Annotated in this window: 12 protein-coding genes; 6 read left to right on the top strand and 6 right to left on the bottom strand. The window is 57.1% G+C overall.

The genetic code is table 11. The features are described from left to right. Positions 1–58: 58 nt before the first annotated feature. Genes EX00_RS14370 through EX00_RS14360 form a run of 3 tightly spaced genes read right to left on the bottom strand, consistent with a single transcriptional unit; the run spans position 59 to position 3,123 of the window. The gene (locus EX00_RS14370) at positions 59–1,522 is read right to left on the bottom strand and encodes a GumC family protein (protein ID WP_047458855.1); all 1,464 of its coding nucleotides are present in this window, start codon (positions 1,520–1,522) and stop codon (positions 59–61) included. Between the two features lie 27 nt (positions 1,523–1,549). Next, positions 1,550–2,428 (bottom strand): glycosyltransferase, encoded by an 879-nt coding sequence (locus EX00_RS14365; RefSeq protein ID WP_047458854.1) that lies wholly within the window; start codon positions 2,426–2,428, stop codon positions 1,550–1,552. A 2-nt stretch (positions 2,429–2,430) separates the two neighbouring features. After that, a complete protein-coding gene (locus EX00_RS14360; RefSeq protein WP_080761245.1) occupies positions 2,431–3,123 on the bottom strand; it encodes a sugar transferase in 693 nt (230 codons plus the stop codon). A 477-nt stretch (positions 3,124–3,600) separates the two neighbouring features. Here EX00_RS14360 and EX00_RS14355 point away from each other — a divergent pair, with 477 nt between their 5' ends. Further along, positions 3,601–4,335: a response regulator transcription factor gene (locus EX00_RS14355; RefSeq protein ID WP_234709017.1), complete on the top strand. Its 735-nt coding sequence runs from the start codon at positions 3,601–3,603 to the stop codon at positions 4,333–4,335. 80 nt (positions 4,336–4,415) lie between these two features. Here EX00_RS14355 and EX00_RS14350 read toward each other — a convergent pair whose 3' ends face one another. Continuing rightward, positions 4,416–5,159: a N5-glutamine methyltransferase family protein gene (locus EX00_RS14350; protein ID WP_047458847.1), complete on the bottom strand. Its 744-nt coding sequence runs from the start codon at positions 5,157–5,159 to the stop codon at positions 4,416–4,418. Positions 5,160–5,440: 281 nt separating this feature from the next. Between EX00_RS14350 and asnB the strand changes: the two genes are divergently transcribed. From asnB to EX00_RS14325, 5 genes are read left to right on the top strand one after another with little or no spacing between them, the layout of a single operon-like run. Beyond that, positions 5,441–7,402, top strand: coding sequence for an asparagine synthase (glutamine-hydrolyzing) (gene asnB, locus EX00_RS14345; protein WP_047458845.1), 1,962 nt, complete (start codon positions 5,441–5,443; stop codon positions 7,400–7,402). 14 nt (positions 7,403–7,416) lie between these two features. Beyond that, positions 7,417–7,692, top strand: a complete 276-nt coding sequence (locus EX00_RS14340; protein WP_007690557.1) for an acyl carrier protein — start codon at positions 7,417–7,419, stop codon at positions 7,690–7,692. Positions 7,693–7,713: 21 nt separating this feature from the next. Continuing rightward, entirely contained in the window at positions 7,714–9,267 is a 1,554-nt protein-coding gene (locus EX00_RS14335; protein WP_047458841.1) for a class I adenylate-forming enzyme family protein, read from the top strand. After that, positions 9,264–10,262 carry an NAD(+) synthase gene (gene nadE, locus EX00_RS14330; protein WP_047458838.1) on the top strand — a complete coding sequence of 333 codons (999 nt, stop codon included), beginning with the start codon at positions 9,264–9,266 and terminating at the stop codon, positions 10,260–10,262. Before EX00_RS14335 ends, nadE begins: the two co-directional genes overlap by 4 nt. Positions 10,263–10,283: 21 nt before the next feature. Further along, the gene (locus EX00_RS14325) at positions 10,284–11,288 is read left to right on the top strand and encodes a thioesterase domain-containing protein (RefSeq protein WP_047458835.1); all 1,005 of its coding nucleotides are present in this window, start codon (positions 10,284–10,286) and stop codon (positions 11,286–11,288) included. 154 nt (positions 11,289–11,442) lie between these two features. Here EX00_RS14325 and EX00_RS14320 read toward each other — a convergent pair whose 3' ends face one another. Next, complete coding sequence (locus EX00_RS14320) at positions 11,443–12,318, bottom strand: glycosyltransferase family 4 protein (RefSeq protein ID WP_234709016.1); 876 nt, start codon at positions 12,316–12,318, stop codon at positions 11,443–11,445. Positions 12,319–13,083: 765 nt separating this feature from the next. After that, entirely contained in the window at positions 13,084–15,069 is a 1,986-nt protein-coding gene (locus tag EX00_RS14315) for a primary-amine oxidase (protein WP_047458832.1), read from the bottom strand. Positions 15,070–15,129 lie beyond the last annotated feature (60 nt).

Genomic DNA, 15,129 nt, shown 5'->3' with positions numbered 1-15,129 from the left:
ATGGCAAAAACCAGGCCCGGCTCAGCCCAACGGACTGCTGAACTGTGGGCGGGTACAGTCATATTTTCAACAGCCGTTTTGCATCGCGACGGATCGCGGACGCATTCATGCCGGCGCCTGCGAGAAACGCCATACCAAGAGAGCCTGCGGCATAGAGGGGTAGGATCGGAAAGACCGGCCTGACGGGCACCGTTGCCGGCGAGAGGACCTCCGCATCGGGTTTCAGGGCCTCCAGCGTCGGCGCCCGGGTCTTCAGCCGGGTTTGTGCGTCTGCCAGAACTTGGGCATCGTTGTCGGCTTCGCGACGCAACTGATCGAGACGCAGGCCTGCCTTGCGTCGCTCGACCATATCCTGCCGGATCTTGTCGATCTCTACAGAGAGAAGTTGTTCACGCTCAGCCCAATTGTTGGCCTCCACGCGAACGCTGGCGACGATCCGGTCGCGCTCACCCTGAGCCTGCTCGAGAATGTTGCGCGATTCCGTCGACATCACCGCAAGCCGAGACATGCTTTCAGTGAGGCTTTGGTTCAGGCGCTGTATGGTTGGCGATGCCAGAACCTCCGGTGCACTGTCCAAGGTGCCCTTCGATTTCATGACTTCGAGACTATCCGCACGGGTCCGTGAGTCGATACTGCGCGCCCGTGCGGTTGCAAGCTCTGTGCTGAGGGCGCTCAATTGAGCCTCGAGCGAGATTTCGGCGCCCTGGTCGATGAGGCCCGACGTCTCAAGGAATGCCTCCATCTCTGCAGCCGATGTGTTCGCCCGGTCGCGGGCCTGGCGCACATGGTCCTCGAGAAGCTTGTTCATGCCGTCGACGTTTTCGACCTTGCGCTTAACCTGGGCGTCAAGATAGGCGGATATGAGCGACTTGGTTAGCATGGCCGCCTTCAGCGGGTCATTTGAGCGAAAGCCGACGTTGACCGTGTAGGACAAACGGTTGCGATTGACGACCAGCTTGGCCCATAGATTATTCCTCAGCTTGGAAGCCTCCGGCGTATCAGCGGAGGACACGTTACCTGCCATGACGTCCTTCGCAGAGGGCGAAGGCGTATTGCGTGCCAAGGTTTGCGGCAGAATACTGTCCAGCATGCTGATCACAGCGCTATGAATCTTGCTGGCCAGTCCCTGCTTCACCTTGAACTCGTCGTCCATGGCGAGTTGGTTGGCGTCGATCACGTTTTGGGCAAGGGCTACGGAATTGAAGGCGTCGAGAGCGGAGATGATGGAACTCTCGTCCAGAGGCTGCCGCATGGCCTGAGCATAGTCGGTTTGGCCCTCGTTATCGGTCGGGCGTAGCACCAGGGTTGCCGTCGATTCATAGACGCGCGGCAGCATCGGCCAGGCAAACAGCGCGATTGCAATGACGGCCGTTCCTCCGAGGAGAAACCGACGAAGCGAATAACCGGGGGCCGGGTTTCCCGGCGCGTCCTGGGTCGTATCGGGGCTGAGCGCATGGTTCTCCGTCGCAGGAGCGACAAGCGTGATCGGCGAAACAGAATCGGCTGCATTTTGTTTTGTCATTGCGTTTCATTGCCTCCTTCAGTTGTCTCAGTTGCGAACAAAGGCATACATTCTGCCGCGCAGGGATCCGGAGATCATGCGGAAGCCGGTGTAGAGTGTCGTGACCACTAGAAACTGGTTGAAGGACAGAAAGCCCGCCTTCAGGAAATGTAGCCTGAAGCGCACTTCGTTGGTGACGTAGCGCCAACCACCACGGCGTTCGTTCAATCCCATTCCTGTTCGCGACTTGATCAGGACCTTTGGAATGACGTGAAAACGTACCCCGGCCAGGACCAGTCGTATCCAGAGGTCATAATCTTCCAGAAGGCCGAATTTTGAATTGTAGCCGTCGACGGAGCGCAGGAAGTGCGCTCTGATTGCCACGGATGGATGAACGATGATGTTGCGCCAGCGCAGAGCTTGCACGACAGCATCATGAGCCGTCGGTGCCACACGCAAGCGCGTCGATTTGGGGTTCTCGTGATAGAACTCCTCGGCCCAGCTTGCGACGAGGCCGATTTCCGGGTGGGTTTCAAGGAATTCGACCTCAACCTCGATCCTGTCCATAAGACAGATATCATCGCTGTCCATGCGCATGATCACTGACCGGGTGCAGACGCCAAGCCCGGCATTAAGTGCGCGGGCGAGCCCCCCATTCTGTTGCAGCCGCAACACCGTGAATTCCCATGGCGCATCCAACGCGGCAAAAGTCGCGATTACTTTTTCCTGAGCCTCGTCGATCGCACCGTCGATGACGAGTACGATCTGATCCGCCGGGCGCGTCTGGATACGCAGGCTTTCAAGGCTCGCATAGAGATTGCTGGCCTCTTCCCGCGCATAGGTTGCCATGAGAATCGATACGCCGGCTATTTCTGAACGGTTGCCACCATCGAAGGCAGCAGCATCGGACATAACGACGTTCTTCATGGCTATCGCGCTCCCTTGCGGGACAGAAGAACACCTACAGTCCGCATGAGAATTTTGAAGTCCATGAAGAGTGTATGCTGTAGCACATACTCGCAATCGAGTTCGACACGTCGCTCATAGCTGAGATCATTGCGCCCGCTGACCTGCCATAGGCCGGTAATGCCAGGCAGCACGCTGGCGTATTCGCTGACATGCCGGTTGTAATGGCTGAGCTCCGCACCGGTAACGGGGCGTGGTCCGACAAGGCTCATGTCTCCCCGTAGGACATTGATCAGTTGTGGAAGTTCATCAAGGCTGGTCGCGCGCAGGAATTTCCCCGTTGGCGTGACGCGTGGATCGAATAAAAGTTTTTGGTTGCGAACCCATTCAGCCTTGGCCTGCGGGTGGTACGACAAATATTCCTGCAGGCAGCCGTCTGCATCGAGCATCATCGTGCGGAACTTCAGACAATCGAACGGCGTGATGTCCTTGCCGATGCGCGCATGCCTATAGATGATCGGACCACCATCAAGCGCGACCAGCAGGCCGATAACGGCGAATAGCGGGGCGGTGACTAAGAGCAGGACAAGCGAGGCGCAGATATCAAATGCCCGCTTAACATATGCGTTGAACGCTCCTTGTTGCCGCACATATCTCACTGCCGGCATTGGCCGAAGCGATCTGATGTCTTGGCTGAGTTTCGGCGGCTGGTTCACGGGATGCTCCTCTATGGGTCTGGTTACGGCAGAGATTGTCGGCCGATCCGTGTTTCCTCAGGCAGAGCACATCATTTGTGGCGCAAGGTTTGCAAGGAAACAGAGGAGGTAATCCTAATGAATATCGCTCATATGAACTAATACGAGTTATAACGTGAATATTATTTCTCGAAAAAAGAAGTATAATTACAATATAATGACACTTTATTCGATGTCACGATGGCCAATATGAGTAGAAATGCATATTTATGCATTGCGAAAGTATTTGACAACATAAATAAAGTATTTATTAATTTATATGCGCGCCATCGTTGTAAGACGAACGCAAATAAGATCGAAAATTGGGGTTTTGCATCTTTCTCGTCGGGAAAGGGGGGTATTTTTATGCTCAGCCCGGCTTATATATTTGATTCTAGTCGTTTATTCCGGGAGGGTACTCGGCTTATTCTCGGGTCGTCGTCTTTTGAGGTGGTCGGAATGGGAGAAACCCTGGAGGACCTCCATGAATTGCCGAGGATGGAGTCTCTTGCGGTGTGCGTGATCGGCACGGTTGCCAATGTGGCTGTCCTGGATTTTGTGACGGCCGTGCTGTCGATCAATCCAAAGGTGCGCGTCGTCGTACTTGCCGATGCTTATAACCACGACGAGGCGACTGCCATCCTTGACCGCGGTGCGAAAGGCTATCTCCACAAAGGCCTCTCGTCGGAGAGTTTTGTAAAAGCTTTGCAGCTGATCTCTGAGGAATGTTCGGTGATCTCGGGCTGGTCCGTTTCGAACGCGGGCGGCCGGGACGATCCGCGGACGCCCGCGTTACCGGCTGACAAGCCCGACTTGCGACTTCTGGCGCTCGACGATGCGAAATCATTTGCGCAAAAACAACTTGCGCTGGGTGACGCGATCATCTGCCCGGATGCCGGCTCGGATGTTTTTGACGTTCACGAACATGACGCGCGCATGGCTGCGGCGCCAGTTCAGACAACAAGGATCGTCAACGGCGTTCGCAATCTCTCCCCAAGGGAAAAATCAATCCTAAAGCTGGTCATGGGTGGAGAATCGAACAAGCAGATCGCGCGCAGGCTGGAAATCACCGAAAGCACCGTCAAGGTCCATATCAAGACCATACTGCGCAAGATTGACGTCAGGAACCGCACTCAGGCGGCAATATGGGCGATGGCGGATCCCGATTTTCTTGGACCCCGCCAGCACACGTAAACGGCATGCATGCTCTCAAGCGGTCAGTTTATGCATGCCGCAATCTCTCGGCCATCCATCCGGCAGCTCTGCTGATCGCTTTAAAGTTTCACAGCAAGCGCGACGCGCGGAATACCCGATGGATCGAGAATGAACTGGACAGGCGCGTAGGCGCGTGTCCGCGCGAGCAGCGCGGCGGCCTGCCGCTCCTGTCCTTCGCCGAATTCGAAAGCCAGCCAGCCGCCAGGCTTCAGAAATTCGAATGCCTCCCGGATAAGGCGCTGCTGGATCGAAATCCCGTATGGACCGCCGTCGAAGGCTTCACGAGGTTCATTCTCCAGGAGATGCGCGCGATCCGCCTCAAGGCGGCCGGTCGAAATATAAGGCGGGTTGCAAACGATGAGGTCGACGCGACCTTCCAGCCCGATGCTTCTGATATTTTCGAACATGTCACCCTGAACGACACTCATCCTGTCCTGTAGGCCAAACCGTATGACATTGCGCCAAGCCACATCGACCGTCTCTGGCGTCAGGTCGCACGACCAGACCTGGGCGTCAGTAATCTTCATTGCGATAGCAATTCCCAGATTGCCGCAGCCGCAACACATGTCGACGACGATTGGGGTGACGGTGCCCTGACTGAGACGGTCGATGCATACCGTTCCCAGCAATTCCGTCTCCTTGCGCGGCACAAGAACGTTCGGCCCCAGCTCAAAGTCGAGATTCATGAAGGTTGCGGTGGCCTTTTTCTCTGTGGACATGATGGGAAAGTCCTCGGTCTGTCGCGTGAAATGGGGTTTGACGCTTGCCGTCTGCGTATCGTTCGCTCTCGCATTGTCTGTCACTATCTTGATCCCTCTCCTCTGGCAGGTAGCCCAAGGTATCTGCCGCCTGTTTCACCAGCCTTTGGCTGAGCGGATGTTCCCATTGGAGGCGGGGTGCGTAAAGGCAACGGAACTGGGGCATGCGGACTACCTACCTTCGGCTGAGGGCGCTTATGTCTACTCCTTCCAGTCGGGGTAGTCCGATTGCTCCATTGCTTCCCCCCGTCTGCACCGACAAGCTTATAGACGACGGGAACGTTGCAGAGGCGCTTGCAATGCCTTCGTTCCAGCGGGGAGTTTGTATGTGCGGCATTCTGGGATATTTCGGAAATGGCATGGTACCGGCTGATGCCGTAGGCCTGCTAGAGCGGATGGCGGGATCTCTCCAGCACCGTGGGCCCGACGAAGATGGCGTATTCACCAGCGTCGGCGTTGGGTTTGGACATCGTCGCCTCTCCATTGTCGGTTTGGTTGACGGCCAGCAGCCGATGTCGAATGTCGACGGCTCCATTTCAATCAGTTTCAACGGTGAGATTTTTAACCACGTCGAACTACGCCAATCCCTGGAAGCCAAGGGATATGTCTTCCGGACTGCGTCTGACACCGAAGTCATCATTCATCTCTATCAGGATATAGGCCCCGATTGCGTTCATCTGCTGAACGGCGATTTCGCTTTTGCGATTTGGGACGCCACTAGGCAGCGCATGCTGATCGCGCGCGATCGCATGGGTGTGCGTCCGGTTTTCTACGTCGAACATTCGCGGATGCTGTTTTTCGCCTCCGAGGTCAAGGCGCTACTGAAGGTGCCGGGGGTTGATGCAGAGATCGATCCTTTCGCGTTGGATCAGGTGTTCACCATGTGGGCGCCGGTACCTCCCCGCACCATGTTCAAAGGTGTCTCGGAATTGCCGGCGGGTCATCTCATGATCGTCGACACCAACGGCATTTCGATACGCCAATACTGGGATGTTTCGTTTCCGGATGCCGGCGACATGACGGATGAGCGCGATGAAGCCGATATCGCGGAAGAACTGCTTGCTTTGCTCGACGATGCGACTGCGATCCGCATGAGAGCGGATGTTCCAGTGGGCGCTTACCTGTCCGGAGGCCTCGATTCATCGATCATTTGCGCTCTGGCCAAGCCCTATGCAACAGCGGGTCTGAGGACGTTTTCGGTAACCTTCGACACCGCTGAGCATGACGAGAGCCATTTTCAGAACGAGATGGTCCAGGCACTTGGCACGCGCCATTCGGCTGTTGCCTGTGGGCCAGATCAGATAGCCGGCATCTTTCCTTCGGTAATCGCCCAAACGGAAAAACCTGTCATTCGCACGGCACCAGCGCCTCTCCATCTCCTGTCACGTCATGTGCGCGACGAAGGCATGAAGGTCGTACTGACAGGTGAAGGTGCGGATGAGGTTTTCGCGGGTTACGATATTTTCAAGGAAGCCCGCGTTCGCAGCTTCTGCGCCAGGCAACCGGCCTCGCCCCGCCGGCCGCCTTTGTTCCGGCGGCTTTATCCTTATTTACCCGGCCTGAGCCAGCAGACACCGGAAGCACTTGCTGCCTTCTTTGGGGCAGGCAGTACCGATGCGGACGATCCGTTGTTCTCGCATCGTCCGCGATATCGCAGCACGGCGGCAGCGAAAATCTTCTTTTCCTCCGACCTCAGGGCAACGCTTGCGGGCTATGATGCGACCGACGAGGTGCTTTCACGGCTGCCTAAGGATTTTGCCCGTTGGCATCCGCAGCACCGGGCGCAGTACCTGGAAACGAAGTTCCTGCTCCCCGACTATATTCTGTCCAGCCAGGGCGACCGCATGTCGATGGCCCATGGCGTCGAAGGGCGGTTTCCGTTCCTGGATCATCGCCTGGTGGAGTTTGCGTCGCGGATTTCTCCGGGAATGAAACTTAAAGGTTTCGTCGAGAAGCATATCCTGCGCAGAGCAACGGCCGGCCTTTTGCCGCCATCGATCGGAAACCGGACCAAGCAGCCTTACCGCGCACCCGACAGCCGTTCGTTCTTTGCCGGGCAGGAACCGGCCTATGTCGAACGCCTGTTTTCGCCGCGGGCGCTGCAAGAAACGGGTTTGTTCAATCCGGCGGCCGCCGAAAAGCTGCTCGCGAAATGCAGGCGGCAAACCGACGGCTTTCGGGACAATACGGCCTTCGTCGGCATCCTGTCGACGCAGCTATGGAATGAAACATTCGTAACGCGATCGGCCGGGGATAGGGGCAATCGTGAAATGGCAGCCGTGATCTGAAGGGAGAAAACACTATGATTCCGCTGAAAGAGCAAATCAGGGCCTTTGTCGTCGAGAGCTTTCTGTTTGGAGACACGACAAGGACGATCGCCGACGACGCGTCGTTGATCGAGAACGACATCATCGATTCCACCGGCATTCTCGAGCTGGTCACTTTCGTCGAAGATAGCTTTGGCATCACCGTCGGCGATGCGGAAATCCTACCAGCGAACTTCGACTCGATTTCCAAGGTCGCAGCTTTCATCGCCAGCAAGAGATCGGCAACCGGTCCAATTGCAGCGGTAGCCTGAAAACACGGATGGGAGGAGACAATGCGCGTCGAGAATTTCCTGCGATACAGCGCCAGACGATGGGGAGACAAGTTGGCTCTTGTGACAAGGGACATGAGCCTGAGTTTCACCGATCTTGACGCGCTTTCGGATCATCTGGCGGCGGACCTGCAGATCAAGGGCCTGCGACCGGGTGATCGTACGATCATATTCATGGATAACTGCTGGGAAGCGGTTGTTTCCATCTTTGCCGTTCTGAAAGCAGGGGGTGTCTTCAGTCCGGTCAATCCTTCGACCAAGGCGGACAAGCTGGCCTTCGTATTGCGCAATTGCCGTGCTCGCGCGGTGATCACGCAGGCAAGGCTGGCCGGCGTTCTCGAACAGGCTCTAGCGGAGGAAACCAATGTGGAGGTGGCGATCATATCAGGAGATCCCGGATCGCTTCTGCCCGGCGCCTCGCGCTTCTCAGACAGCATCGCCGGTTCGGCACGACCGGTTGGCCATGGCGGGATCGACATTGATCTGGCAATGCTGATTTACACCTCGGGTTCGACGGGACGGCCGAAGGGTGTGATGATGACGCATCGAAATATCGAAGCGGCAGCGACATCGATCACCGCCTATCTGAGGAATACCGCCGACGATGTGATCCTGAATGTTCTGCCGATCGCCTTCGACTATGGGCTTTATCAGATCCTGATGGCGACGAAGGTCGGCGCGACGATCGTTCTGGAGAAATCCTTCGCCTTCCCTCAAGCCATTTTCGATACCATGCGTCGAGAAAGGGTCACGGGATTCCCACTGGTTCCAACCATGGCCGCGTTGATTCTGAACATGCGGGATATGGTTCCCGGCCCTTTGCCGGCGCTTCGCTATATCACCAACACCGCTGCCGCGCTTCCGCCCGAGCACATCGAACGTCTGCGGGCACTGTTTCCGGATGTGATGGTATTTTCGATGTACGGTTTGACCGAATGCAAGCGTTGCACCTGGCTGCCGCCGTCGCAACTCGATGTTCGTCCCGGTTCGGTCGGCATCGCCATACCGAATACACAGGCCTATGTGGTGGACGATCAAGGCCGAAAGGTCGCGCACGGTGTCGTAGGGGAGCTCGTCATTCGCGGTCCGCACGTCATGCAGGGCTATTGGGAGAATGAAGAGGCAACCGCGAAGGTGTTGCGACGCGGGCCAAATCCATGGGAGCGTGTCCTCTACACTGGCGACCTGTTTCGAGCCGATGCCGATGGTTTCCTCTATTTCGTCGGCCGCAAGGACGACATCATCAAGACACGCGGCGAGAAAGTAGCGCCAAAAGAAGTCGAGGCTGCCATTCACTCCTGTCCGGGTGTGGCGGAAGTCGTCGTCTTCGGCAGGCGGGATCCGATTCTGGGGCAGGCGATTCATGCCGTCATCGTTGCCTACGATCCCTCTCTCAACGAGCAGATGGTCATTCGCCACTGTCAGAGAAATCTTGAGGATTTCATGGTGCCGCGTTCCGTCTCTTTCCGCACGGAGTTGCCCAAGACCGATACTGGAAAGGTGAGCCGCAGGCTCGCTGCAGAAGAATTCGAGCATTCAATGGAGCTGGCAGAATGAACCCAAGTCCTCTCTCCATCCATAGCGTACTGTCCTCGGATGCTTTGCGCATAGACGCCGCGGCAGAGGTCGATCGTATCGCTGAGGCCATGCGCGATCAGGTGCGCAACAAGATGCGTCGACGAGGACTTGTCATAGGTTTGTCCGGAGGCGTGGATTCCAGTGTCTGCGCGGCTCTTGCCGCCCATGCGCTCGGCGCGCGCAACGTCTTTGCTATCTTCATGCCGGAAAACGATTCCGACCCGGAAAGTCTCTCGCTTGGACAAGAGGTCGCCAAGGCCTTTTCGCTTGAAGGAGCGATCGAGGATATTGGTTCTGCTCTTGCGGCGATGGGCTGCTACGAGCGGCGCGACGACTTTATCCGGCAAGTCGAACCCGCCTATGGTGCGGGATGGTCGTGCAAGGTGGCGATCTCCAGTCCGCTGGCCAGCGAAGGATATGCCATCTCGACGCTGGTGCTTCAGGCTCCGGATGGGTCGCAGACGCGACACCGCATGCCGGCTTCCGTCTATCTCGGCATTGTCGCTGCCACCAACATGAAACAGCGAACCCGCAAGCAGATGGAATACTACCATGCGGATCGCCTGAACTATGCAGTCTTGGGAACGCCGAACCGGCTCGAATACGATCAGGGCTTCTTCGTGAAGAATGGCGATGGGGCAGCCGATCTGAAGCCGATCGCGCATCTGTATAAGTCGCAGGTCTATCAGCTCGCCGAATATCTTGGTGTGCCGGAAGAGGTCTGTCGCAGACCTCCGACAACCGATACATGGTCGCTCGCTCAAACCCAGGAGGAGTTTTACTTCGCATTGCCCTACGACCGCATGGATCTGTGTCTCCATGCCCTGAACGAGGGGCTTGGGTTAGAGGAAACAGCTAAAGCCACGCAGTTGACGACCGATCAGGTGGAGCGAGTGTGGCAGGATATCCATTCCAAGAGAAAGGCCACGCGGCCGCTGCATCTGGCGCCGCTGCTGGTGCAGCCAGTGTTCTAAGGTGGGTGATTGGGGGGAGTCATGAATGACGAAAACAGAGTAAAAGACGACATCAGAGGCCGTCGTCTTGAAAAGCTGAGGTTTTGGCGCAGGGCGTGTGCGGAGGAAAGCGAAACGCTCAAACTCTACAATACCGAAATGGCGGGCAACCCGCTCATCTTCCTGCATGGTGATTTCGAGATGGGCGGATTCTATGTTCGCCGTCTGGCTGCCGAGTGCGGCTATCCCATTGCGGCCCTTGCGCCGCACGGACTTGAGGATCCAAGCTTACGCCCAAGTATCGAATGGATGGCAAAGGAGCGTCTGAAAGATATTCTCGCCTTCTGCCCTGCCGGACCCTACAGGCTTGGCGGCTATTGCAACGGTGCACTGGTCGCCTACGAATGCGCCAGATTGCTCAAGGAGCAAGGCCGTGAGGTCGAGCTCATCTTGATGATCGAGCCGCCATCGCTGAATACGTGGCCCTACTACAGGCGTTTGCATGGAGCCGTTGCCGCGACCCTTACCACGGTGGAAAGGCGCTCACTGAGGGTGCAAAAATCGTTCGGCCACCTGATGAACGCGTTTTGGAATATCGGCCGAACCGTCCGCCTGCCGCCGGGCGATATCGTGCGGCTCCTGCACAATCTCGCGGCACACCACTTGAAGCATGCCGCCAAGACCGCGGATTTGGCGGAAACCGAGGAGCGTCGTATCCGGGAGACGAACGCGGCGCTGCGCAGTGTTTATCTGGCGGCCACTGCATCCTATCTACCTCCACCGACGACAACTCCGATCGTTGTTCTTTCGACGGGGCTCGATCACGGTGGGCGGCGCTGCGGGCTTTATGACGGAATCCAGTGGTCACTCCTGGCCAGCAGCTTTCGCCATATCCAGCTGTCGGGCCATCATCTGACATGTCTGTCGGAGCATGCCAGCGAATTGGCTGCAAATCTGGCTAGGGTTCTGCAGGGTCCATTGTGTGTTTCGTCACAAATACCGGCGTATAAGGATAGACTGAAGCTCACTGTCGTCCACCGAACGTAATTTCGATCTGGGATAGTGTGGCAAATACTGACGCTGCATCGCCGTCATTGCGTCCATGCCAGCGATGCAGTTTGTTTTGCTGTTACAATGCATATCGGCGCTGAGAACGCATAATGCCGTCCGCTATCTGTTACGTGACGACGAATGCGCGTCCTCACTCTCTGGCGAAAGCACGACAGACACTCTCTGCGAACTCCATTGCCGATCCGGCAATCGTCAGTAAGCTATGCGAGGGGATGCCCTCTGCGCCAACCGGTGTCGTAATGGTGGGAATACCGGCTGCGATCGTCTCGATCACCTTGATCTTGACGCCTGAGCCGAGCCGCAGGGGAACGACCGCAATCTCCGCCTGGGCAAATAGCTCCATCGGAGATTCGACGAACCCTGTCACATGAATCGATGGCCCTGACAGGGCCAATACCTCGTCCGACGGATGCGCCCCGATGATCCAGAGATGGGCTTCCGGATTGCGCTGGTGAATTTGCGGTAGGATATCGCGTGCCATCCAGACGACGGCGTCGATGTTTTCCTGCCGTGACATGTTTCCGAAGAAGATCATACGTCCGGGCACGATCGTGGCCTCGGTGCGCATTTGAGGGTTCAGCGCCACGGTCGTCGTCGGCGGTACGCACCTCACCGGCGTGGACGGGTGCGCAGAGCGGATGAGCGTTGCATCGTCCTCGGAGAGAGTTTCAATCCCTGCGGCGCTGGACCACACACCGCGCTCCCATGCTTGGGTCTTCAGCTTTTCCATCCGGTAGAAGAGTTTCTTCAGTCCGCCGGCATTGTCGGCCTGCCGTCCATAGAGCTTCGACACCACATCATGCTGCCGAACGGTGAACCGCGCCAACTGTCGGCGCGACAGCACGGCCGAGCCTTGAGAGAAATCGCTGTAGAAATCTGTATAGGCGGGATCGGAAACGCGCTGTGCGATTTCCCGTCTTGCTGCAAGCCGGCGAACCGAGACGAACATCGGCAGATGCGGCATCAGCAGACCGGCTGCGATCCGCATACCCCTCGTGATGTGCATCGGGATCTTGTCGCCAACGTTGGCGGGCCACGGGGGCAAAGCGCGGCCAGCGTCAAGTTCTTCCAGCTCATTGATAAAATATAAAACATCGATCCTGGTGAAGGATTTGGAAAATTCCTCGATTTTCGCAAAGGCAATCTTCTGTCCCGAGGAGCTTGAATTGGGATGTGGCGCAAAGCCGCAGATATAAAGGAGACGGCGCTCTGCATGAAGAACATCATCAAATTGTAACCGTTCCGGTAAAGAATGAATTCGGCGGCCACGCGAAGATCTGTTGAAAATCTTGCGAATTCGAGCGAGAAATCCCGCTGATGATCCTAAAGACACAGCAATCCAACTCATAGCTATTCTTCAAGTCCAATAAATACGTTTTCGATATAGAGAACAATCCGAGAAGAATTTAGCGCTACACTGATAAAATTATCAAGATGCCGTCATGATATTCTGAATCTAACAGTTGGACCATAATCGGCCATGGCATGAAATCGTCGGTCGCCAGCGACAAGGATCCCCTCTGCTGCTTCGCATCAAATGGATTTCGGGGGGCTCAGGCGAGCATCCGGTTCAAAATGGCGACGCCGATCGCAGCCTCTGTCAGCTGAGCGGGGAAGGAACGCACCCGCAATCGGCGCCCGATAATTCCTTATCCATGCTTATCCCTTTTCCCATCCGTGCGCAGACGAGCTGGCGACTGGGTGAACGAGATAATGTTTTCGGGTGGGGCGACCGTCGCTGGTCAGAATCCCGCAGGAAGTTCAAGGCCGTTCATTTTCCGTGGCAACAGGTCTGTCCTCCTTCTGAAGATGATGGTTGCCGGTTGTCGATGCTGTGCCGGTTCGTATCGGCCGGCAGGTTCATCGCGATGTTCTCGCCAAAGAAGCCGTTCGGCTTTAGCGTAAAGCCGGCATATTCGACGGGCATGATGGGGAAGTCCTCGGGCTTGCAGACATGTGTGTGGCCGAAGGAATGCCACAGAACGACATCCGCGTTTTCAATCGGCCGGTTCTGCTTCACATAGTTCGGCAGCCCATCACCGCCGGCATGGACGTTTGGATAGTCGCCGCTTGCATACTTCTCCTTGGGATCGAAGGCCGTGACCCAGATGTGCTTGGTCGCAAAGCCGCCCCGGTCACGCACGGTCGAGCCTTCCTGTGCCAGCATCAACGGGCTCGGCATGACGGCGATCTTGTAGCCGGGCGCGCGGCCGACGCTGTTTTTCTCGTTTGGATTGCTGACCTTCCAGTATTTGCCGGTGATGCCGTCGGCGACGGCAGGCGAATCCAGTTCGCGTGCGAGTACCTTCGTCGTCGTGTCGAAGACATTGCCGTAAGGATTATCCTTGCCCCAGGGACGCGGCACGAATTCGTGCTCGGTTACCGTATTGCCGCCGCCATCGACATCCATGTGCAGGCGCGCGTTGAAGAAATGCTGATGGGTTGGTCCGCCAAGGTTCTCGTCCACCATGCCGCCCCATGGATAAGTCTCGCCGGGCGCGACGGCCGCCGTCTGGATAATGCCGGTCAGCTTGGCCTCGAGCTGGATGGTGCCGTCCTGATAGAGATGCCAGTAGAAGCCATAGTCGTAATTGCCGACGGTTGCGAAGAAGCTGATCACCAGGCGGCGCGAGCGGCGCACTTCGAAAATGTCGTTGCGGAACTCGTAGTGCTTCCAGAGGATGCCGTAATCCTCCTCGTGCATGCAGACCGCATTCTTCATCACGAATGGCTGGCCGAGGTCGTCGGCGGCCGGAATGTCGAAATAATGGATCTGGCCCAGGCAGTCGCAGCCGAGTTCCAGCGAGTTCGCCAGTCGGCCGAGGCCGTATTCACCGGCGTCGAAAGCGCTCTTCCAATAATGATTCGCTGTCGGATCGGCATAGGGAACGACCATTTCGGTGACACTGGCGCGAAAGATGATCGGCCGCAGCCGGCCCTTGTCGTTGATCGCCAGTTCGTGCAGCACCAGCCCCTCGCGCGGTGTGAAGCCGACGCGGAAACTCCAGTTCTGCCATTCGACCTTCCAGCCATCGACACTGAAGCTCGGACCATCCGGCTGGACGATGTTGAGCGGCTTGACGTCCTTGCGCGTCTCGGGAAAGGCTTCGCGACCATAATTTCGTTTTTTCTTCGGAACCGGCGGCGCCTTTTCATCATCGACGAGGTCGACGACCTTGTTGCTGATCAGATCGACCACAGCCACCACGCCTTCGATCGGATGGGCATAGCCGTTGTCGCGGATATCCTCGCGCCAGTAGCTGACGGCGCGCACGATGCGCTTGCCCTTCTCGAAATCGCGGCCGAAATAGCCCGAGGAAAAGGGATCGATCTGGACGAGAGGGATATCCTCTTCGGTAATGCCGCGGCGCTTGACCGCCGCGCGCCAGGCCGGATCGTTCTTGACGATCTCCTCGCAGCGCATGAATTCCTCGATCATGACAGGCGGTTGACCATAGGGCGCCTGATCGAGTGGCAGGCGCTCGAAGCTGTGCACCTGCTTGCGGCTGAGATCGACGATCGCCTCGGTGACCTCGCCGGACAGGGTATCGAGCACCAGCACGAAAGCGAGGCGTGGGAGTGCCGCGCCGGATTTCCAGGCGGAGATATCAGCCTTCGTCGGCTCCTCCAACCGGATGATCGGGAAGCGGCATTGCGGACCGAGCTTGCGGCCCTCCCTGGCGATCAGCACTGCTTCCTCGATTTCGACGAGGCTCAAGGGATCGAGCGGATGGGTGACGGAAACCTGAGCGTCCATGAAACTGTCCTTTCTGAATAAACGCGGCGATGACGGCCTTGGTGTCGGGATGATGGCTGC

Source organism: Martinezella rhizogenes (genome assembly GCF_000799715.1).
GTDB classification, from domain to species: Bacteria; Pseudomonadota; Alphaproteobacteria; order Rhizobiales; family Rhizobiaceae; genus Rhizobium; species Rhizobium rhizogenes_C.
This window is presented reverse-complemented; position numbering and strand designations above follow the sequence as displayed.

Excerpts from the sequence above, each read along its gene's own strand:
- EX00_RS14315 (WP_047458832.1), bottom strand. The coding sequence starts at position 15,069 with ATGGACGCTCAGGTTTCCGTCACCCATCCGCTCGATCCCTTGAGCCTC.
- EX00_RS14355 (WP_234709017.1), top strand. The coding sequence starts at position 3,601 with ATGGGAGAAACCCTGGAGGACCTCCATGAATTGCCGAGGATGGAGTCT.
- EX00_RS14335 (WP_047458841.1), top strand. The coding sequence starts at position 7,714 with ATGCGCGTCGAGAATTTCCTGCGATACAGCGCCAGACGATGGGGAGAC.
- EX00_RS14340 (WP_007690557.1), top strand. The coding sequence starts at position 7,417 with ATGATTCCGCTGAAAGAGCAAATCAGGGCCTTTGTCGTCGAGAGCTTT.
- asnB (WP_047458845.1), top strand. The coding sequence starts at position 5,441 with ATGTGCGGCATTCTGGGATATTTCGGAAATGGCATGGTACCGGCTGAT.
- EX00_RS14365 (WP_047458854.1), bottom strand. The coding sequence starts at position 2,428 with ATGAAGAACGTCGTTATGTCCGATGCTGCTGCCTTCGATGGTGGCAAC.
- EX00_RS14320 (WP_234709016.1), bottom strand. The coding sequence starts at position 12,318 with ATGCACATCACGAGGGGTATGCGGATCGCAGCCGGTCTGCTGATGCCG.
- EX00_RS14370 (WP_047458855.1), bottom strand. The coding sequence starts at position 1,522 with ATGACAAAACAAAATGCAGCCGATTCTGTTTCGCCGATCACGCTTGTC.
- EX00_RS14325 (WP_047458835.1), top strand. The coding sequence starts at position 10,284 with ATGAATGACGAAAACAGAGTAAAAGACGACATCAGAGGCCGTCGTCTT.
- nadE (WP_047458838.1), top strand. The coding sequence starts at position 9,264 with ATGAACCCAAGTCCTCTCTCCATCCATAGCGTACTGTCCTCGGATGCT.